Source organism: Actinobacillus genomosp. 2 (assembly GCF_029773605.1).
Taxonomy (GTDB): Bacteria; Pseudomonadota; Gammaproteobacteria; order Enterobacterales; family Pasteurellaceae; genus Actinobacillus.
The window spans coordinates 488,216-508,145 of record NZ_CP103807.1; the positions used below are offsets into that span (position 1 = coordinate 488,216).

24 protein-coding genes and 1 tRNA gene are annotated in these 19,930 nt (G+C 38.7%); 19 read left to right on the plus strand and 6 right to left on the minus strand.

What is annotated here, in order from left to right; translation table 11 throughout:
* Nucleotides 1-56: 56 nt before the first annotated feature.
* Together NYR60_RS02310 and purF are read left to right on the plus strand one after the other, a co-directional pair.
* Nucleotides 57-560 carry a CvpA family protein gene (locus tag NYR60_RS02310; protein ID WP_279467557.1) on the plus strand — a complete coding sequence of 168 codons (504 nt, stop codon included), beginning with the start codon at nt 57-59 and terminating at the stop codon, nt 558-560.
* 13 nt (nt 561-573) lie between these two features.
* Nucleotides 574-2,091, plus strand: coding sequence for an amidophosphoribosyltransferase (purF, locus tag NYR60_RS02315; protein ID WP_279467558.1), 1,518 nt, complete (start codon nt 574-576; stop codon nt 2,089-2,091).
* A gap of 65 nt (nt 2,092-2,156) precedes the next feature.
* Here purF and NYR60_RS02320 read toward each other — a convergent pair whose 3' ends face one another.
* From NYR60_RS02320 to yejK, 4 genes are all read right to left on the minus strand, one after another.
* Nucleotides 2,157-2,615 carry a DUF5358 family protein gene (locus NYR60_RS02320; RefSeq protein ID WP_279467955.1) on the minus strand — a complete coding sequence of 153 codons (459 nt, stop codon included), beginning with the start codon at nt 2,613-2,615 and terminating at the stop codon, nt 2,157-2,159.
* Between the two features lie 95 nt (nt 2,616-2,710).
* Complete coding sequence (gene gdhA, locus NYR60_RS02325) at nt 2,711-4,051, minus strand: NADP-specific glutamate dehydrogenase (protein ID WP_279467559.1); 1,341 nt, start codon at nt 4,049-4,051, stop codon at nt 2,711-2,713.
* A gap of 318 nt (nt 4,052-4,369) precedes the next feature.
* Nucleotides 4,370-4,717 (minus strand): outer membrane protein assembly factor BamE, encoded by a 348-nt coding sequence (bamE, locus tag NYR60_RS02330; RefSeq protein ID WP_279467560.1) that lies wholly within the window; start codon nt 4,715-4,717, stop codon nt 4,370-4,372.
* A 70-nt stretch (nt 4,718-4,787) separates the two neighbouring features.
* Complete coding sequence (yejK, locus tag NYR60_RS02335; protein ID WP_279467561.1) at nt 4,788-5,789, minus strand: nucleoid-associated protein YejK; 1,002 nt, start codon at nt 5,787-5,789, stop codon at nt 4,788-4,790.
* Nucleotides 5,790-5,881: 92 nt separating this feature from the next.
* Between yejK and NYR60_RS02340 the strand changes: the two genes are divergently transcribed.
* From NYR60_RS02340 to NYR60_RS02415, 16 genes are all read left to right on the plus strand, one after another.
* A complete protein-coding gene (locus NYR60_RS02340; RefSeq protein ID WP_279467562.1) occupies nt 5,882-6,271 on the plus strand; it encodes a RidA family protein in 390 nt (129 codons plus the stop codon).
* 28 nt (nt 6,272-6,299) lie between these two features.
* Nucleotides 6,300-7,037: a peptidoglycan editing factor PgeF gene (pgeF, locus tag NYR60_RS02345; RefSeq protein WP_279467563.1), complete on the plus strand. Its 738-nt coding sequence runs from the start codon at nt 6,300-6,302 to the stop codon at nt 7,035-7,037.
* A gap of 97 nt (nt 7,038-7,134) precedes the next feature.
* A tRNA-Ile gene (locus NYR60_RS02350) sits at nt 7,135-7,211 on the plus strand.
* A 196-nt stretch (nt 7,212-7,407) separates the two neighbouring features.
* The gene (locus tag NYR60_RS02355; protein WP_279467564.1) at nt 7,408-8,625 is read left to right on the plus strand and encodes a tyrosine-type recombinase/integrase; all 1,218 of its coding nucleotides are present in this window, start codon (nt 7,408-7,410) and stop codon (nt 8,623-8,625) included.
* Nucleotides 8,626-8,678: 53 nt separating this feature from the next.
* On the plus strand, nt 8,679-9,512 hold the full coding sequence (locus NYR60_RS02360) for a DUF6387 family protein (protein WP_279467565.1): 834 nt from the start codon (nt 8,679-8,681) through the stop codon (nt 9,510-9,512).
* 197 nt (nt 9,513-9,709) lie between these two features.
* Nucleotides 9,710-9,904: a helix-turn-helix transcriptional regulator gene (locus tag NYR60_RS02365; protein ID WP_279467566.1), complete on the plus strand. Its 195-nt coding sequence runs from the start codon at nt 9,710-9,712 to the stop codon at nt 9,902-9,904.
* Nucleotides 9,905-9,913: 9 nt separating this feature from the next.
* Nucleotides 9,914-10,294 carry a hypothetical protein gene (locus NYR60_RS02370; protein ID WP_279467567.1) on the plus strand — a complete coding sequence of 127 codons (381 nt, stop codon included), beginning with the start codon at nt 9,914-9,916 and terminating at the stop codon, nt 10,292-10,294.
* Between the two features lie 290 nt (nt 10,295-10,584).
* Nucleotides 10,585-11,316, plus strand: a complete 732-nt coding sequence (locus NYR60_RS02375; RefSeq protein WP_279467568.1) for an antA/AntB antirepressor family protein — start codon at nt 10,585-10,587, stop codon at nt 11,314-11,316.
* Nucleotides 11,317-11,426: 110 nt separating this feature from the next.
* Complete coding sequence (locus NYR60_RS02380; protein WP_279467569.1) at nt 11,427-11,810, plus strand: hypothetical protein; 384 nt, start codon at nt 11,427-11,429, stop codon at nt 11,808-11,810.
* Nucleotides 11,811-11,952: 142 nt separating this feature from the next.
* On the plus strand, nt 11,953-12,588 hold the full coding sequence (locus NYR60_RS02385; RefSeq protein WP_279467570.1) for an ash family protein: 636 nt from the start codon (nt 11,953-11,955) through the stop codon (nt 12,586-12,588).
* Nucleotides 12,581-12,799, plus strand: coding sequence for a hypothetical protein (locus NYR60_RS02390; RefSeq protein ID WP_279467571.1), 219 nt, complete (start codon nt 12,581-12,583; stop codon nt 12,797-12,799). The genes NYR60_RS02385 and NYR60_RS02390 overlap by 8 nt, the downstream gene beginning before the upstream one ends.
* A gap of 12 nt (nt 12,800-12,811) precedes the next feature.
* The gene (locus NYR60_RS02395) at nt 12,812-13,153 is read left to right on the plus strand and encodes a hypothetical protein (RefSeq protein WP_279467572.1); all 342 of its coding nucleotides are present in this window, start codon (nt 12,812-12,814) and stop codon (nt 13,151-13,153) included.
* Nucleotides 13,146-13,334 carry a hypothetical protein gene (locus tag NYR60_RS02400; protein ID WP_279467573.1) on the plus strand — a complete coding sequence of 63 codons (189 nt, stop codon included), beginning with the start codon at nt 13,146-13,148 and terminating at the stop codon, nt 13,332-13,334. Before NYR60_RS02395 ends, NYR60_RS02400 begins: the two co-directional genes overlap by 8 nt.
* Complete coding sequence (locus NYR60_RS02405) at nt 13,327-13,551, plus strand: hypothetical protein (RefSeq protein WP_279467574.1); 225 nt, start codon at nt 13,327-13,329, stop codon at nt 13,549-13,551. Before NYR60_RS02400 ends, NYR60_RS02405 begins: the two co-directional genes overlap by 8 nt.
* On the plus strand, nt 13,529-15,700 hold the full coding sequence (locus tag NYR60_RS02410) for a DUF927 domain-containing protein (protein WP_279467575.1): 2,172 nt from the start codon (nt 13,529-13,531) through the stop codon (nt 15,698-15,700). Before NYR60_RS02405 ends, NYR60_RS02410 begins: the two co-directional genes overlap by 23 nt.
* Before the next feature lie 1,820 nt (nt 15,701-17,520).
* Entirely contained in the window at nt 17,521-17,913 is a 393-nt protein-coding gene (locus tag NYR60_RS02415; protein ID WP_279467576.1) for an integrase arm-type DNA-binding domain-containing protein, read from the plus strand.
* A 46-nt stretch (nt 17,914-17,959) separates the two neighbouring features.
* On the opposite strand, the gene NYR60_RS02420 is transcribed toward NYR60_RS02415, so the two are convergent.
* Nucleotides 17,960-18,190, minus strand: coding sequence for a YceK/YidQ family lipoprotein (locus NYR60_RS02420; RefSeq protein WP_279467577.1), 231 nt, complete (start codon nt 18,188-18,190; stop codon nt 17,960-17,962).
* A gap of 114 nt (nt 18,191-18,304) precedes the next feature.
* On the opposite strand from NYR60_RS02420, the gene leuB reads away from it, so the two are divergent.
* Nucleotides 18,305-19,387, plus strand: coding sequence for a 3-isopropylmalate dehydrogenase (gene leuB, locus NYR60_RS02425; protein ID WP_279467578.1), 1,083 nt, complete (start codon nt 18,305-18,307; stop codon nt 19,385-19,387).
* A 123-nt stretch (nt 19,388-19,510) separates the two neighbouring features.
* Here leuB and msrB read toward each other — a convergent pair whose 3' ends face one another.
* A complete protein-coding gene (gene msrB, locus NYR60_RS02430) occupies nt 19,511-19,906 on the minus strand; it encodes a peptide-methionine (R)-S-oxide reductase MsrB (protein WP_279467579.1) in 396 nt (131 codons plus the stop codon).
* Nucleotides 19,907-19,930 lie beyond the last annotated feature (24 nt).

Genomic DNA, 19,930 nt, shown 5'->3' on the forward strand with positions numbered 1-19,930 from the left:
TACGCAAACGTTTTCTTTTTTTGTAGAATATAGGTTCTTAGCCTTTAGAGGTTTTTATGGTTGACATTATTATCATCGGATTAATTGCATTTTCTATCTTGGTCAGTCTTTGGCGAGGTTTTATAAGTGAAGTGCTTTCACTTGCCGGTTGGGTCGTAGCATTCTTTGTTGCTAGCGGTTTTTATCCTTATCTTAGTGGTTACTTAACACAGGTTAATTCGGTATATCTACAAAATTCGGAATATTTACGTAATGGGGTTGCCGCTGCTGTTCTTTTCATTATTACGTTGATTATTTGTGGTGTAATTACGACACTTTTAAGCAAACTTGTTGATACAACAGGATTATCTGCAACGGATAGAGTATTGGGTGGTGCATTTGGTGCATTGCGTGGTATTTTGATTGTTGCGGCAGTTTTATTCTTCTTAGATACTTTCTCATCTGCAAGCCAAACGGAATTATGGAAAGAGTCTCAACTCATTCCACACTTTGACTTTATTGTGAAATGGTTCTTTGAACAACTACAAGCTAATTCCAGCTTTTTAAATTCGACTAAATAGAGAGGTTTTTGATATGTGCGGCATTGTCGGCATTATTGGGGGATCGCCGGTTAATCAGGCGATTTATGATGGTTTAACATTACTTCAACATCGCGGGCAAGATGCCGCAGGTATCGTCACAATTGATGATGAAAACCGTTTCCGCTTACGCAAAGCTAATGGCTTAGTAAGTGATGTGTTTCATCAAGAACATATGCTCAGATTACAAGGTAATGCGGGTATCGGCCATGTTCGTTACCCGACTGCCGGCTCATCAAGCGTTTCAGAAGCACAACCTTTCTATGTAAACTCACCTTTCGGTTTAACTTTAGTTCACAATGGTAACTTAACCAATAATGCTGAATTAAAAGAACGCTTATTCAAAGAAGCTCGCCGTCACGTTAATACCAATTCGGATTCAGAATCATTATTGAATATTTTTGCTCACTATTTAGATCAATATCCGACAGCGCATTTAACCCCTGAAAATATCTTTGAAACGGTACGTAAAACCAACGAAGTGATTCGTGGTGCTTATGCGTGTATTGCAATGATTATCGGTCACGGTATGGTAGCGTTCCGTGATCCGTTCGGTATTCGTCCGTTAGTATTAGGTAAACGTGTTGTAGAAGGTAAAACAGAATATATGTTTGCTTCCGAAAGCGTTGCCTTAGATATTGTTGGTTTTGAATTTGTACGTGACGTAAACCCAGGTGAAGCGGTTTATATTACTTTTGAAGGTGAATTACATTCAGCAATTTGTGCGGATAATCCGAAATTAAACCCATGTATTTTCGAATATGTTTATTTTGCTCGACCGGATTCCGTAATTGATGGCGTATCTGTTTATGGTGCTCGCGTACATATGGGTGAGTTATTAGGCGAAAAAATTAAACGTGAATGGGGTAGAATGGTTGATGAAATTGATGTGGTTATTCCAATCCCTGAAACCTCAAATGATATTGCCGTACGTATTGCAAATGTCTTATATAAACCTTATCGTCAAGGCTTTGTGAAAAACCGTTATGTGGCACGCACCTTCATTATGCCAGGACAAGCACAACGTAAAAGCTCAGTACGCCGTAAATTAAATGCGATTGCAAGCGAGTTTAAGGGCAAAAATGTTTTATTAGTTGATGACTCTATTGTACGTGGTACGACATCTGAGCAGATTGTTGAAATGGCACGTGCTGCCGGTGCAAAAAAAGTTTACTTTGCGTCTGCTGCACCGGAAATTCGTTACCCGAACGTATATGGTATTGATATGCCAACTTGTGAAGAACTTGTGGCGTATGATCGCTCTGTTGAGGAAGTGGCGGAAATGATTGGCGTAGATAAGTTGATTTTCCAAGATCTTGAAGCACTTTATAAAGCGGTGCAAACAGAGAATCCGGCAATTCATAATTTTGATGCTTCTGTATTTACCGGCGAATATATTACTGGTGATGTTGATAAATCTTATCTTGATGCCATTGCCTGCGCACGTAACGACAAAGCGAAAGCCAAAGCGGCAAAACAGGCAACCAATTTAGAAATTCATAACGAAAACTAAATTCAAGCATAAAAATACAGCCCTTGAGTCTGAGAAGATTCAAGGGCTTTTTGTTGTATGATCGTTTACTTATATATTTGTGGTATTGAGGATTCAATCCGTTGTTTAATCTGAGCATAGATTGGCTTGAAGTCTTCGCAACGAGATTTGTCAACATTAGCTTTTTGGTGATTGTATTTCTCATGCATTTGTTCGAAATAGTGGCGTGAGCCTTTGTCTTTTTCAATGAGTTGTGTATTTTGTTCGCCAATCAGGTCTTTTAATAAGTTTTGTTGAAAATAGAACATCGTCATATTTTCTGACACAGACCAATTATCGTAAATTTTCTGGTAATCAGATTTAGCTAATCCGGGAAATATACATTGTTCAATGTTATTTAACTGACGAATTAAGATTTTTACATCTGTTTCGGAAATTTTATATTTAGCTTGTTCTGGAGCAGCGGTCAAATTTTCAGTAGTATTTGCAAAAGCAGTATGACACAAAGTTGTACAGAGCAATGTAAATAAAATTTTTTGCATAATGTTATTCCTATCTTTAATTGGAATAGCATAGCATAAATCTTTTATTTCGCACAAAAAATAAACCCTCCGAAGAGGGCTTATTTTAGTGGAAATCGTTATACGATACCTTGTTCTAACATTGCTGTCGCCACTTTTTTGAAGCCCGCAATATTTGCACCATTTACATAGTTCACATAACCGTCTGATTCTGTACCGTTTTCCACACAGTTTTGGTGAATCGCTGTCATAATATTGAATAGACGTTGATCAACTTCTTCACGAGTCCAAGATAAACGAATTGCGTTTTGGCTCATTTCTAAACCTGAAGTTGCTACACCACCAGCATTTGCTGCTTTACCCGGTGCGTAAAGGATTTTCGCCGCGATAAATACTTCCACTCCTTCAAGTGTAGTCGGCATATTTGCGCCTTCAGCCACACAGAAACAACCGTTTTTCACTAATTCTTTTGCCGCTTCGCCGTCTAATTCATTTTGTGTTGCACACGGAAGTGCAATATCACATTTCACACCCCATGGTTTTTGACCTTCAAAGTATTGGATGCCTTGTTCTTTCGCATATACTGATAAACGTTCACGACGTTCATTTTTCAACACTAATAAATCCGCTAATTGTTTTTCTGTCATACCTGATTCAGGGAATAACACATAACCATTTGAGTCTGAGACAGTTAAGACTTTCGCGCCTTTTTGAATCGCTTTTTCAGCTGCGTATTGTGCCACGTTACCAGAACCTGAGATAACGACACGTTTACCTTCAAAGCCTTGACCTTTAGTTGCTAACATTGCGTCTGCAAAGTAAACCGCACCGTAGCCGGTTGCTTCTGGACGAATTAAGCTGCCACCCCAGGTTAGACCTTTACCGGTTAATACAGAAGCAAATTCATTACGTAATTTTTTATATTGACCGTACATATAGCCGATTTCTCGACCGCCAACACCGATGTCACCTGCCGGTACGTCAGTATCTGCACCGATATGGCGAGATAATTCGGTCATAAATGCTTGGCAGAAACGCATGACTTCGGCATCAGATTTGCCTTTTGGATCGAAATCTGAACCACCTTTGCCACCACCCATTGGTAATGTAGTTAAGGCATTTTTGAATACTTGTTCAAATGCGAGGAATTTTAAAACACCTAAGTCAACAGTTGGGTGGAAACGAATACCGCCTTTATAAGGACCAATCGCAGAGTTCATTTGCACACGGTAACCACGGTTTACTTGCACTTGACCTTTATCATCAACCCAAGTTACACGGAAAGTAATCACACGCTCAGGCTCAACAATACGTTCTAAGATACCTTGTTGAGTATATTGTGGATTTTTTGCAAGGAAGGGTGCTAATGAACCGAAAACTTCTTCTACCGCTTGGTGGAAGGGAGCTTGGTTAGGATCACGTTGTTTGATTTTTTGGAACAATGCGTTTAAGTCGCTCATAAAGTACTCCTGTTATGTTTAAATTTTTGTAAGAAATGAGTTGTGTTTTGCTATGTCTTGGAGTCTATCAAGCAATTTTAAATTTGAAAAGCATTAATTAAAAAAAATAATCAAATAAATTACAAAAATTTGTTTTATTGTTTATTTATTGATCTAATTATGGATGTTTATATCTATTTTTTAGAGAGAAAATGCATAAATTTAGATAAAAATTAAAAAAATATATAAGAGTATACAAAAAGTAATGAAGTGGGTTAGGATTAGAAAAATTAATGATGGTATGTAAAAGAAAACCCACAAAAATGTGGGTCATCATATTTATTCAGCTAAAGTTGTTTCAATCGGTTTATCCAATTTAATATCGCTGACTAAACCTTTAGAATTAAAATAAACGAATAGAGTATGTTGAATAGGATCATTATAACCTTCACGCTTGATGTAAACATAACTCCAACGATCTTGATTAAAGCTGTCTTTTAACATCGGCGTACCCAGCAAATATTGCACCTGAGCTTTATTCATACCAACTTTAACTTGGTCAATTTTTTCTTGCTCTAGGTAGTTACCTTGTGGAACATCAATACGATATACAACTTTTTTTACTGTAGAACAAGATGTTACGCCTACAGCAAGTAATATGATAGCTAAAAGAGATTTCATTTTCATAATGTTTATTGACCTTTAAAGTATTCAAAATGATTGGATAGATAATACCCAAACTGATAAAATTTTTCCATTATTTATTGCGTTCTAATTGGTCACGCAAATTTGCCGGTAATCCTTTGATTGTCAAAGTATCGTTTAGTTCATCCCAAATTAAACGTTCGCCGAGTAATTCCGCATTAAAGCTGATTGTTACCCCTTTACCTGAGCCTGAATATTTGGTTAAGGTTTTCAACGCATTATGAACAGGTGGAATATTTTCTTCGAGTCCGTATTCTTGTTCTTGAGTAAATTGTGCGAAATTAACCTCATTAAGTGTTGGTAGTGCTTCAGATAATTCACTTAATGTAATTTCTTCTCCGCTATTCATTTGCCCTTTACAGTATTCAAATACCTGTTTTTTGATTTCACGAGTTTGTGGGGAAGATAATTCACCTTGATCACAGTAGTCACTTACTGCTTGTAAAAGTGTTTGATTCTGTAGTTGAGGGTTTAGCCCCTCTTCAGCACTCAGAAAATCCATAAAGAAATCCGCAATTTTGCGTCCGACTCGCCCTTTAATAAAGGTTAAATAGCGATTTGATTGTGCATTGATTTTTAATTCGGTTAGATTGATACGGCAAGCGATATCATACTGAGTAATATCCAAATATTCAGTACGTTTAATATCTAATTGATCGTCGACTAACATTGAGGTACGGCTATCAATCAATGCGATAAATAAATAATCCGTGGCTAAAAAGTTATAACTGCAAAGGATAAAGGTTCCGCCCGATGCAAAAGGATATTTCGCTAATTCGCTAGAGAGCATTTTCGCACAACTGTGACTAAACGGTAAAAAATCAGTTTCCTGCTCTAATAGGCGATTAAGTTGCTGAGCAAAAATAGATTCATTTCTAAATATACCATAAGCCTTCGCTTTACTTTGATAAGCCTGATGAAGTTGTAACATCATTTGCTCCACTTCGGGGCTAATGGCAAGCAGGTTGTCGCGAAGTACCGTATTTAACTCCGGTATTTCGCCTTCTGTTTGATGAATCTGATGAAGGACAATTTCAGTAACATTAATGCTCATACTATTTCTCTTGAGATTAGGGGTAGAAATAAAAGGTGGGAGATATTATCATTAAACACACTATTTTTCATTATCAAAAGAAGGAATACATTATGACTAAAGTTATTCATACAGAAAAAGCACCAGCAGCAATTGGCCCATACGTACAAGCGGTTGATTTAGGCAATCTTATTTTAACATCAGGACAAATTCCGGTTAATCCGCAAACAGGCGAGATTCCAACAGATATTACTCAACAAGCTCGCCAATCATTAGAAAATGTAAAAGCAATTATTGAACAAGCCGGTTTAAGCGTAGCGGATATTGTTAAAACAAGCGTTTTTGTGAAAGACCTAAATGATTTCGCAGCCGTTAATGCTGAATATGAAGCATTTTTCCGAGAAAATAATCATCCGGCATTTCCGGCACGTTCTTGTGTTGAAGTTGCTCGTTTGCCAAAAGATGTTGGCTTAGAAATTGAAGCGATTGCGGTACGCAAATAAGCGGTCATTTTTTAGAGAAAAATTTGCAATGAAAAACATTACGCCAAATTGGAATGCACCGGAGCATATTCGTGCCTTTACTACTGTCAGAACAGGCGGTGTTAGCCAAGCACCTTTTGATAGCTTTAATTTAGGTGAGCATGTCGGTGATAATCCTTCGGATGTGCGACAAAATCGCTGGTTATTGGTAGAGCAGTTCGGCTTACCTCATCTTCCGTTATTTTTAACGCAAACACACAGTACTCGAGTGATTCGTTTACCATATGACGGAGATAATTTAGACGCGGATGCGGTCTATACCAATCAACCGAATCAAGTTTGTTTAGTGATGACGGCAGATTGTTTACCGGTACTTTTCTATAGTAAATACGGAAAAGAAGTGGCAGCCGCCCATGCTGGATGGCGAGGTTTATGTGATGGTGTATTAGAAAATACGGTGGCTGAATTTGCTTGTTCGCCGTCAGATATTTGTGCATGGTTAGGACCAGCGATTGGTCCGAATGCTTTTCAAGTCGGCAAAGAAGTGATTGATCAGTTCTGTGCCTTTGATCCACAAGCAGAACAGGCATTTGTTACGGACCCGACAACAAGCGGTAAATTTTTAGGAAATCTTTACCAAATTGCTCGGCAGCGGTTGAATAAACTTGGTATTACCGAAATTTCCGGTGGAGAGCATTGTACTTTTACCGAGCAAGCACGATTTTTCTCTTATCGAAGAGATAAGCAGACCGGGCGTATGGCAAGTCTGATTTGGCGTGCAGAATAAAGTATAGTTTATCATGTAGTATGTTTTTTATCCGGGTGTTCGCCTAACGCTAGACGAACACCCAAAATTTTCCTATAATTCAGCCTCATTTCTTAATCCCCCCTTAGCTCAGTCGGTTAGAGCAGGCGACTCATAATCGCTTGGTCACTGGTTCAAGTCCGGTAGGGGGGACCAACTTCACTTTTCTACTCTTTCGTATTCTTCCGTACTCTTACGCTCAAGCCTTGATATTACTAGCTTTATCTTACTTTTTCATTCTTTTTTCTTACGTATTCTTTCGTGTTTATACGTTTACAGCCGTGAATTTTAGTTATACATTTAGTTATATGTTCCGTATAACTAAAAAAATCGTATAACTAAAAGGGCTGAAATGGCGAGATTAACTAAACCACTTACTAATACCGAAATAGAGCGGGCCAAAGCTAAAGAGAAGGAATATACCCTTTCTGATGGTGGCGGACTTTATCTACTTATTAAACCTAATGGGGCTAAATTGTGGCGGTTTAATTACTATAAGCCAATTACTAAGAAAAGAGCCTTAATAAGTTTTGGACGCTATCCTGATATATCTCTACAACAAGCGAGAAAGCAACGTGATGAGTGCCTATCACTATTAGCAGTCAATGCTGATCCGCTAGAACACCGCCAACAGTTAGAGAGGGAAGAACAAGCAAAGCGAGAAAATACCTTATTGAAAATTGTTGAGCTATGGCACAGCAAACGCCTTGATGATGTAAAGCACGGGGAGATTCAAGCGGAAACCTTACGAAAAAATAGGGCAATCTTAGATAAGCATATTTTGCCAACGTTAGGGCATTTAGCGATAACTGATATTAGCCCGAGGATTGTTATCAATGCGTTGGAACCGGCGAAAGAGCGAGGTTTAGGCGATACACTCAAGCGATCGGTTCGATTATTGAATGAAGTATTAAATTTTGCGGTAAATGCAGATTTAATCGAGTTTAACAAATGCTTAAAAGTGAGTGAGCATTTCAGCACACCTAAAGCCGTAAATAATCCGACCATTCCGCCGAAAGAATTGCCGGCATTTCTCGAAGCCTTGAGGGATAGCAATTTATCCTTACAAACGAAGTTATTAATTAAGTGGCAGTTACTCACGATAACACGCCCTAGGGAAGCAAGCGAAGCACTATGGAGCGAAATAGACTGGGAAGCTAAAACGTGGACATTACCCGCTGAAAAAATGAAGATGAAGCGCCCGCACGTAATTCCCTTAAGTAACCAATCATTGCGCATACTTGAAAAGATGAAAAAGATTACGGGTAACAGTCCTTTCATATTTCAAAGCGAGATAAAGCCCAAGCAACCAATGAATAGCCAAACAGCAAATAGGGCAATCAAATTACTAGGCTATGAGGGGCGTTTAACCGCTCACGGTTTAAGGTCGATAGCTTCTACTTACCTGAATGAACAATTAGTCAATTATGACGTGGTAGAGGCTTGTTTAGCCCACGTTATCAAAGACCAAACCCGAAAAGCCTATAACCGTTCTGATTATCTCGATCAGCGTGTAGATGTAATGCAGCAATGGGCGGATTATGTCGAAAGCTGCTCTACTGGTATTTAGTAAATTTTTGGCGGAATTTGACCGCTTTTCTTAAGATTAAAACGAGGTGAAAAATGAAAAAAACAGAATTATTTGAATATATACCTAAAGAAAGCGTAGTAAATTTCAAATGGTTTAATTTAGAGAAATATGCGTGTTTAAATGCAATGAATAGAACTCAATGGGATCGTATTGTATGGGTAAGAAAACTTACTCAAATGGAAATAGACGAACATCAGCTAATTTCAAGTGATGGTACTACTAGGACAGAAGATCAATTTATTAGCTCAGTCGGAGGATTTATTCTGTCAAATGTTGAAATGCTATCTATAGAACAAAAATTTCATAACAAAGAAACATCAATAGATGAAATAATAACAAATTTTGATTTTAGCTTATTTTCTGCTTGCTATGATGAAATCTTACTAGACAAAGATAATACAAGAGCTAATTTTCTAAAAAAATTGGCAAATCTAATAAAAACTTCTAATGATTATAAACACCTTAGTTTTTATGATGAATTAGATGTTCCTCACAATATCCCTTTTGCTGACTTAGATAATGTTATAGTTATTGATACAATGTTTTCAGATGAAGCCATATTAAGTGCAGTCAAAGAAAAATTAAAACATATTAGACAAAAAGAAAGCCATCACAAAGAAACAGTTTCAAAGCGATATTCGGATAGTCAAATTAGTAGTTTAATTGAAAATAAGGTTATACCTTATATAGACTTAATGCAATGGCAAAATGTAACAGGAGAAAAATTAACGGATAGAGAAATATCGGATTTGTTATTTCCTATAGACAAGCAAGATAAGGATAAGCCAAAAGGTATTGATACATTAAGACAAACAACTAAGAAAAAAGCATACGAGCTATTAAAAGGCTCAATCAAATTCATCTAATAAAATATTAGCGTGATTTTCTACTAATAGGATTTTACGCTTTTTTTCTACTAATAAAAAAACATTTCTAATTTTTATCAATAAAAAATCACATTGTATTTTTACTAATAAAAAACATCTCTTTTTTCCTCTCTCGATCAGTTTATTAAACCTATAGAAAATGTATGTAGTTTTATTAAAAACAAGAGGAAAATAAAATGGAAACTAACCCTATCACTACCCTACCACCACAAAAACAGCTTTTAGATGCTCAAGATGTTAAGGCACTAACAGGCTTTTCAGTTACGACCATTTATAAGTATGTAAAAAATGGCACATTCCCACAGCCGAAAAAATGTGGGCGATCTACTCGTTGGCGATTAGCGGATATTCAAGCCTATATCAATTCGTAGGGGGAGCTTATGAACGCCAATACTACACGCAAGGAAAAACTAGGAAGCTATTTATTAGCAAGCCGTAACGGTTTTTCTGAACTGGACGGAATGAGGGAATTAGGCATCACCAGCGGTCGAAACGAGATCAACGCACTAGAAGCGATTACACAGACTGAATTTATTCGTATTCAAGAACATAACCAAAACGGAGGTACGCATTTTCGCTATTTCTTAGCGGATAAAACACAAGCGGAGAGATTAATCACTTTCCTAAATGGAAAAGCGGTAAGTCGTAACGCCGCGATTCCCTATCCGCCAACGGTGGCGGAATCCGTACTTAATCAGTTAGCAACGCCAACGGAAGCGCAATTACAGCACAAAGTACGTAAACCGGTGAAAGGAGTGTAAAAGGAGTGATTCAGTATGAAGTGTGAAATAGCCAAGATGAATACAGTATTAATTCAGCACGCATTTAATCATTACTACACATATCGAAATAAGGGAACATTCACATTTAAGAGCCTATACAACGATGAAGAACCCTACCCACTTGAGGAGCTTATTACTTGCCTTAATACGCACATTCAGATGTTAGAAGCAGAACAGCAAGAAAAACACACCGAGAGCCGGCAGACTTCAATATGGCTATATGCGAAAAGAATTAAGCAATTGGAAACGATTAGAAAGTGGAGAATAAGATGAAAGGATTAAAAGAATTATTACCGGTCATTCAAACATTACAAAAAGGCGGATTACCACAGCAATTAATCAATGCCCGTGATTTATGGCAGTTCTTAGAGAGTAAGCAAGAATTTACCCATTGGCTTAAAAATGCAGTAGAAGCCGGTCAATTTCAAGAAGGAAAAGATTACTTTTTGCTTGATAAATTTATCAAGCAAAAAATGAACAATTCAAATAAGCGAGGTGGACACAATCGTAAAGATTACTTGATTACCCTCTCAATGGCGAAAGAGATTGCAATGCTAGAACGCAATCAGCAAGGGAAATTAGCCCGTCAATATTTTATCAAGTGTGAGGAAACGCTATCACAGATTGCTCCGGATATGGTGGCTCAATACCGCCAAGAATGGAAGCAGAAACGCAATGAGGCGATGACACCTTATAAACGTACTTGCGAAGCCTTGAAACGTTGTAGAGAGCGATTAGGGAAGCCTACAGAAAGCCACATATTCACCAATGAAGCCAATATGCTTTCATCATTGGCGGTAGGTATGAGTATTCAGCAATGGAAACAAGCTCACGGCATTACTACAGAGCCGAGAGAAGCATTCAATGCGGAGCAATTAGAAAAGCTCACTTACTTAGAACAAGCGGATGAAATGCTTTTAGATTTAGGCATTATCGACTTTCAACAACGCAAAGCCAAATTGGGCGAAATGTTGGCGGTAAGGTTTAGTGGTTCAAATTGAGCGACTAAATTTTAAACAATCTATCCCAATGGGAGCGTTATACGGAATGGTAGAGCTATTACTACTACGAATTACTACACACTACTATGAATTTTAAAGGAGCTAACACAATGGGCTACGGTACAGGCATTCGTCAAAGGTTCGCTATTGAGTACGCCCACAAGGGCAATGCAACACACGCCTTAAAAGCCGTATTAGGTACAGAACGAGCCGAGCGAATGAAAGCGGTAACGCTACGAGCCAAAGCAAGCGAACTGTTAAATGACTATCGCACCGTGGAGCTAATCGAGCAAGAAAAGCAAGCAATGGCGGAACGAGGGGAACGCTTACCAAGATTTAGAAAGCGAACTTATCGCACGGATTTAGTAAGTGGAATGAGTGAATACAGCAAGCGGACACCATCACAACCGACAGTCGTTCTACAAGAAATCAGAGGTTTTAAAACAATATTGAAACAGTTATCACGAGCAACAAAACGAGGACAGAAACGGTAACAAAACGGTAACGATATGGAATAGATGCGGAACATTTTTTCAAAAGTTCCACTAGTAAAACTTGACTTTATTAGCAAATAAAAACGCCCTCAAAGCGACGCTAAGAGGGCAAGAACAAAAATCTAAAAAAGGTATTTAACCGATGAATATTTTACAGTACATCACAACAAATAGCGACACAATCGACAATAATCCGCAAGGTTATTTAGATATGGTTCATTCCGTGCTATCGGCGGAATTTGCAAAAAATGAAGAAAATTCGACCGCTTGTAAAAAGAATTGCTTTACAAGTTTAGCGAATAAGGTTTATGCTATTCTCGCTTTCGCAAAATCGGAAGCCGAGCGTGGAAACTCGAATAATTTACTTGTGGCGAACACTAGCACGCCCTTCAATGACCGTGCTTTTTTTGTTCGTGGACTAAACACACCTAAAGAAAATAACCAAACCAAAAATGGATTGGTTACATTTCTCTCAATGGTAGCGTTTAGTGGGCAACGTTTAATCGTTGGCTGTGTTCCACAAGTCGCAGTTTTCCACCCCGCTAAACGCTATCGCCAAGCCGTGGAAAGCAAAGCGATAGACTCTAAAAATTTACTTGTGGAGCTATCAGCCATGATCTACCTATTCAAAGCCGTAAGCCGTTTAGACTTACGCAACACTTCAAAACCGATTTCATCATTCCCTTGCTATACCGTGCGTATTAAAGCCGATAGCTTAGAGCAAGCCAAAGCGATGGTATGCCCTTTCTTTGCCGTTAAGGAGGTGGTTTATGCGTAACCAAACCGTTAAACCACAAGCCACTACCCTAACTGCTGAAGATATTCAAGCGATTAAAAAGGCACGTAAGCAGTTATGGCAAGTCCTAGCCATTATTCAAACAATGAGCTTATCGCAACACGATGAGTATATAGATTACGGTACAGCCCTTGAGGGCGTGGCGGAGTTAATGAGTAATTCCCTTACCGGATTAGACGACTTGGATATTTAAGGGGGTGGATCTATGCGTAACACAAATAAATTGATCACAGATATTTATGAACAAACCGACAAAATCGATATATTGCTATTTTATGCGGATAGTTTAGCCAATGCGATTAGCATTGATCATTCCGAGAACCTAAGCACAAATGGCGAGGGTGGATTTGCTTACAATAACACTATCGCCGATGGCTTACTGGGGCTTAATACTTACCTTATTGAGCAGGTCAAACAGGCACACCGCCAACGTGACGACCATATTTTCGAATTAATCAAAGCTCACGAAGCACAAACAGAAGCATTGAACGCTTACAAATTGGCGGAGTGTGAACGAAAAGCGGTGGAGGTAGCAAAAGATGAATAATTTAGAACCAAAATATCAAGTAATCGCCTTTTCCGATTCTCCTACAAAAATTCAGCAATCTAGTTCCGTAGCCGAAAATGTTTCTCACCGTGACGCATGGCAAATCGCACGCCAAGTAATGGATGAGAACGAGCATATTTACGCAGTAAGCGTACGAGCAATGGGGGGCAAAGATGAATAATTTAGACACCCTCCGAACAATTAAACAGCCATTAGATATGGCGAAGATGTTCTTTGAAATTGCTTTAACTGGCAACGGTGCGGTAGGGCGTGAAAACGGCACGCTTATGAGCCGAGATGAAATACTGGCGGAAGCCTTTCAATACTTAGACGAAGCTCACACTTACTTACAGGAAGTGATCGAAGAGGTGGAATATGAACAAAATTCGCTTTTATGATGACCAGTTAGCAAAAACGAATGTCCTCAACGATTGGATTATTCTAGCAGGAAGAGACGCACACAAAGCCTATTACCGATGGAATAGTACGATGAGCCGTTCAGAAGCCGGCAAAGGCGAAAGATGGGCGTTAATTCGTGATAGCTTCAAGCTAGGCAATGATATGATTCCGTGCTTGTTGGATAGCAAAGAATTGAGCCAATTAGACCGCTTGTTACTTGCACCAACCGCACAGCGATTCATTAAAATATTCCAAGTGGGGGAACTCCCCACTTTGGCGAAAGATAAAGACGATTTTCGCACCCGAGTATTGATGAACCTCGCAGAACATTGCCCGAATCTTACCGCCATAGAATGGGTAGATGAAGGTTTTGAGGCGGAGAATCTCACAAGCGAATATCAACGCATTAAGAACGGACAGCACGCTACTGCTGAAATTTTAGAGCAACGCACACTTAACCCCGAAGATGATACCGCCCCACGTGTAGAAATGCGTAAGCGTGGCGGATTAAAAGGCTTGTACTATGTTACTACTCGTATTGTGGACGGTGAGAAAGTCGAAAGCGAAAAATGGTTATCCGATTTTGTCGAGGTAATTGGGCTAGGTAAAGGCGAAAGTGAACATTTCATTATTTTGCAAAAAGAGAAGCAAGAACGACCGCTTGTTATGCCATTGAAAGATGTAGGCGAGCGTGATGGTTGGCAATATTTGAAGCGTAATGATGTTACCGTAACAACGAAGCAAGCCTTGCGTGCGGAATTGGCGGATTATTTGCAATTTAAAAGCCGAACCGCCAAGCAGTATTACATTACTGACAAAACCGGTTGGAATGACGATTTAACCGCTTTCATCTTGCCAAACGGGGAAACCCTAGGACAACCTCTAACTCCAACCATTTTCCGCAATTTAACGCAGAATATTGACGGGTACAGAGTAAGTGGAACAACAGCGGATTGGGTAGATAATGTAGGGCGTTATTGTGTAGGCAATCCGTCGATGATGTTATCAGTTGGCGTTGCGTTAAGTGCGCCATTATTGAAACTTTTAGAAGCGGACGGCTACGGCGTACACCTCTACGAAGATTCAACATTCGGCAAAACAACCGCTTTAAATATTGCTTCCTCAATTTACGGACACCCAAGAGAAACCCGTACAGCGTGGAATGCGACACCGTTAGCCTTACAGAACGAAGCCTTTAGCCGTAACGGGCTATTTATGCCGTTAGATGAAATCAGTGAAGCCAGTCCGAAAGCCGTAGCACAGACTGCTTATAGCTTGTTTAACGGACAAGGCAAGCTACAAGGTGCGAAAGAGGGGGGAAATCGCAAGTCGATCAAATGGCTAGTGACGAATCTCTCCACCGAGGAGGAGGGCTTAGAAAGCTATCTCAAGCAACAAGGGATAAAAGTCAATGCCGGGCAATTAGTCCGCTTGCTTAATATCCCGATGAAACGAGCGACAGAGTTTCACGGCTTAGCGGACGGTAAAACGCACGCTGATATGCTAAATGCGAACGTCATTCGCTATTTTGGTGCGGTGGGCGTAGATTGGATTACTTACTTGATTCAAGCAGAGAAAAGCGAATTAAAGGCGTTATACGATAAAGTAAAACAATCTCGATTAAAGAGCTTGCCGGATAATTCAGAGCCACAAATTAAGCGAGTGATGGCGGATAGATTCGCCCTCATTGAAACCGCCTTATTGTTGGCCAAGGATATTTTACAATGGACGGAAAAAGATATATCAAACGCTATTACGGCCAACTTCAATGAATGGGTAAATGCTTATGGTTGGCACTCGAAGAAACACACTCAAATCATTGAACAAGTGAACGGTTGGCTATTGGTAAATGCTGATACTCGTTTTGAAGAGTTTCCACCGGACGGCACACAGAAACCTATCAGTAATAAAGCCGGTTATCGACTGGTAGAAGATGACCGTTATTTTGTATTCAAAAGCGTATTTGAAGATGAAGCCTTACAGGGGCAGACGAAAGAGGTCGCTTTACCCGTGCTTTTAAAAGCGGGGATTCTTCACAAGGGAGAAGGCAACGGCTACGCATACCTCCAACGAATGCCGCACAAGATCAACCCAAAGAGAACGAGGGCATATCTTGTAGAGATTCTCAATGAGAATAGCGACGAATAGCCATATCATTAAACTACATTCAGACCGCCATTATTGGCGGTTTTTTTGTTATGCTTTATTGTTTATAAAATGCACTTTTTATACAGCCTGTATAAATTTATTCCCCCTTTCTATTAGGAAGCATATTTTTAATAGTCCAATAGTCCAAAACACCCTTTTTAAGGTGTGAAATCATTATATATCAATAAGTTAGATGTAAAATTATTGGACTATCATTGGACTAAAATCGCCATTTTTGGACTAAAACACCCCCTTTTTGGACTAAATGCTAAAGTTAAAAAAATGAAAATCTTCAAAATCATTTAGTCCAAAAGCCACCTAAAATAGTCCAAAACGGAAAAAAAATAGTCCAAAAAATTTTATGTAACCAATTGAATATAAAAAGAAAAGTGAGTTTTTGGACTAATTGGACTATTGGACTACGAATTTTTACATATATATAAGAGAGGGGGAAGCGTGAGAATCTTATACAGTGGTTTTTTTGGGGGGAAATCAATTTTATCTTGCTATATCGAACAACGAGCAACAGAAACCGTCCCTTGAACTCAATTTTTACAACCGCAAAATTAAACGAGTTTAGGGAACAATACGCGCGCGTACTGCTGACAAAATTCCTACCCTCACACTTTCCCCTAAACTCAAAATCCCACCGCTTGAATATTGTATGAATTATCCGATTTTCGTATGAATTGACCGATAAAAGAACCTTATAAAACCTTACACCCAACACCGCCAACATTTAACCAGCCCAATTACGTTCTACGGGTGGGTGTAAGCCGTTGCCTGATACGTAAGGAACGCCTACTGTATGGGGGAAATCCCCACACAGACACAGGCAAACATTAATAAGTTGTGGTCATATCACCACAACTAAGCCGTTGCAATGAATCCTAGCTAAAGAACACTAAGAACCTTATCCGAATATAGATAGGGCTTTTTATTACCGGCGAATTATGGCTATTACGACCACGGTTCGTAGTCGTGTACATAAGTACACCACAGCAACAACCCTAGAGAGGTATGCCCACTTTTGGACGCACTCTAAATTTGAGGACTCCCTAATACTTTTACCGAAACAGTAAAACATTAACCAAAACAGTAAAAGTAGATTCTGCCTCTAGCGGATTGTGTTCATATACTCCTAATAATTCCCTATTATTTCAGGAATATAACCGGCTCAACATTGAGTGGTTGCCTCAAATTTGAGGTTCGTATAAATTTTGGACGAAGCTCAACATTGAGCTTCGCAGAAATATTGTACAAATCCAGTTTTTAATTGGCTAAATTAACCGGCTCAATATTGAGCTGGTTGCCTCAAATTTGAGGACACCCCCTAATGCTTTTACCGAAACAGTAATCTCTATCACGCCGGTGCAATGAATCCCTATAATTTCGGGAACTCCCTACTTTTTCGGGATTCATTCCGCCAACCATTCTTACGATATGAATTATTGTATGTAAAATATACTAATTTATAGATGACTTTTTGATTTAGTTATACGTTTGGTTATACGGAATGAATTTGATTTTTCTTAGAGTGTTGTGTTGCAATGCTTTGTGTGGGTTGGTTCAAACTCGGTAGGGGGACCATTTACCCGTTGCATATTGTCTTTTATTGTCTTAAATCCTTTGTAAATCAACAAGTTATAAGTCTTATATAATCCTTTATTGTCTTTTTTGTTGCTTATTGTCTATGGTTTTATGATCCCTTGGATGATCCCTTGAATAAAAAGGGAAATTTCAAGGGATCATGATGGATAAAATAACAGGCAAAAAGCATAGATTTTCCGCTTATTTGCCATTGCATAAGTAACTATTTTATGGCAATTAAAAATTACCCTTTAAATGATACCCAAATTAAGAATCTAAAACCTCAGACAAGCGTTTTTCAAGTGAGCGATGGTAGTAGCGGTCTTCTATTAAGAATTTATCCTAGCGGCGTTAAAAGCTGGATTTTCAGCTATATTCATCCGGTAACGGGGAAGCGAATCACTAAAAAATCTTTCGGGAAATACCCGGAAATCAGCCTAGCTCAAGCTCGTAAAATTAGAGATGAATTTAAATCTTTATTAGTCCAAGGTATTGACCCTTACGAATATAAAGCTAATCAGTTAAAAGCGAAGGAGAAAGAGGAAGAAACGCTGGAAACCTTGGCTTATAAATGGATTGAGTGGAAAGCGGACAAAGACAAACTCAAAGAAGACACTAAATAGAAAACAATTAGGCGATTATTTATATACATAAAAAATACTTTTATTTCTACTGACTTAATGTGACCGGTAGTATTAAGGTATCAAGCACAAAACTTAGTGGTAAATCAACCACTGCGGGGATGCTTAAGATTCCTCCGTTTTGGATAGCTTTGAAATCTTTGGTGACTCCAGAGTAAACAGAGTAATCACCTTCAGTTAGGCTGATGATTGTACCGCAGGCGGTCAAATTTTGGCTAAAAATTACAATTGCGATAAATTTTAGAAAGTGTGTCTTCATATAGTTCCTCAAATTCTTGATTATTCTAGCCTAAATTTCACAAATTCCCACCCAATAGACTAAATTTTCAGTTAGAATATTTAACTTTAATTCATAACAATAAGAGGATTTCGTATGCAAACTTACAACATTGCAGTTTTAGCAGGGGACGGTATCGGTCCTGAAATTATGGCTCAAGCGCTCAAGGTGCTTGAAGCAGCACAGCAAAAATTTGGTTTTAAATTAAATTTTAATCATTTTAATATCGGTGGTGCGGCAATTGATGCACAGGGTAAAGCACTACCGGAAAATACTTTAAAAGGCTGTGAAGAAGCCGATGCGATTCTGTTTGGTTCAGTAGGTGGGCCTAAATGGGTAAATTTACCGCCGGATGAGCAGCCTGAGCGTGGTTCATTACTTCCATTACGTAAACATTTCAAATTATTCTGTAACTTACGCCCGGCCACTTTATATAAAGGTTTAGAGAAATTCTGTCCATTACGTGCAGATATTGCGGCGAAAGGCTTCGATATGGTTGTGGTACGTGAGTTAACTGGTGGGATTTATTTTGGTCAGCCGAAAGGGCGTGAAGGCGAAGGATCACAAACCAAAGCATTTGATACGGAAGTGTATTATAAATATGAGATTGAGCGTATTGCGCGTGTCGCTTTTGAATCGGCAATGAAACGCAACAAAAAAGTGACATCTATTGATAAAGCAAACGTATTACAAAGCTCGATTTTATGGCGTGAAACAGTAAGTGAGATTGCTAAAGAATATCCGGAAGTAACACTTGAACATATGTATATTGATAATGCAACAATGCAATTAATCAAAGCGCCGGAAACCTTTGATATTTTATTATGCTCGAATATTTTTGGTGATATTATTTCGGATGAAGCAGCAATGATCACTGGTTCAATGGGAATGTTACCATCTGCAAGTTTAAATGAAGATGGTTTCGGTTTATATGAGCCAGCAGGCGGTTCGGCACCGGATATCGCGGGTAAAAATATTGCGAATCCAATCGCACAAATTTTATCAGCAGCGATGATGTTACGTTATAGCTTTAACTTAAATGAGGCGGCGGATGCGATTGAAGCGGCAATTCAAAAAGCGTTAGCGGACGGTTATCGTACTGGTGATTTAGCGGACGAAAATACACCGGTTTCTACCAGTGAAATGGGTGATATTATTGCAAGAAATATTTTAGCTTAAAATAGCAGATTATTTTGCATAAACAAGTGGTCGAAATTTGAAGAATTTTTGCAAGTTTTTTTCAAATTTCGACCGCTTTTATTATGTTTAATGTATTAAATGATATTTAATTTATAAAATTAATTAACCATCAATTTCTTCGCCGGTTTTATCCCATTTAAAGTTGAGGGCGATAGAGTTTAAGCAGAAACGTAAACCTGTCGGCGGAGGCCCATCATTAAATACGTGACCCATATGCGAATCGCAGTTGCCACAACGAATTTCAGTACGATGGCGACCTAAACTATAATCGTCTAAATAACGTAATGCATCGTCTGAAACGGCTTCATAGAAACTCGGCCAGCCACAACCGGCATCAAATTTAGTATCGGAACGGAATAGTGCATTGTGGCAACGAGCACAACGGTAGGTTCCAATACGTTCCTCATGTAAGAATTTACCAGTAAATGGCATTTCTGTCCCATGATTAATCAGAATCTCAATTTGTTCTTCCGTTAGTTCATCAATATCTTTAATCATTTTCACTCCTAAGATAGAAATTTC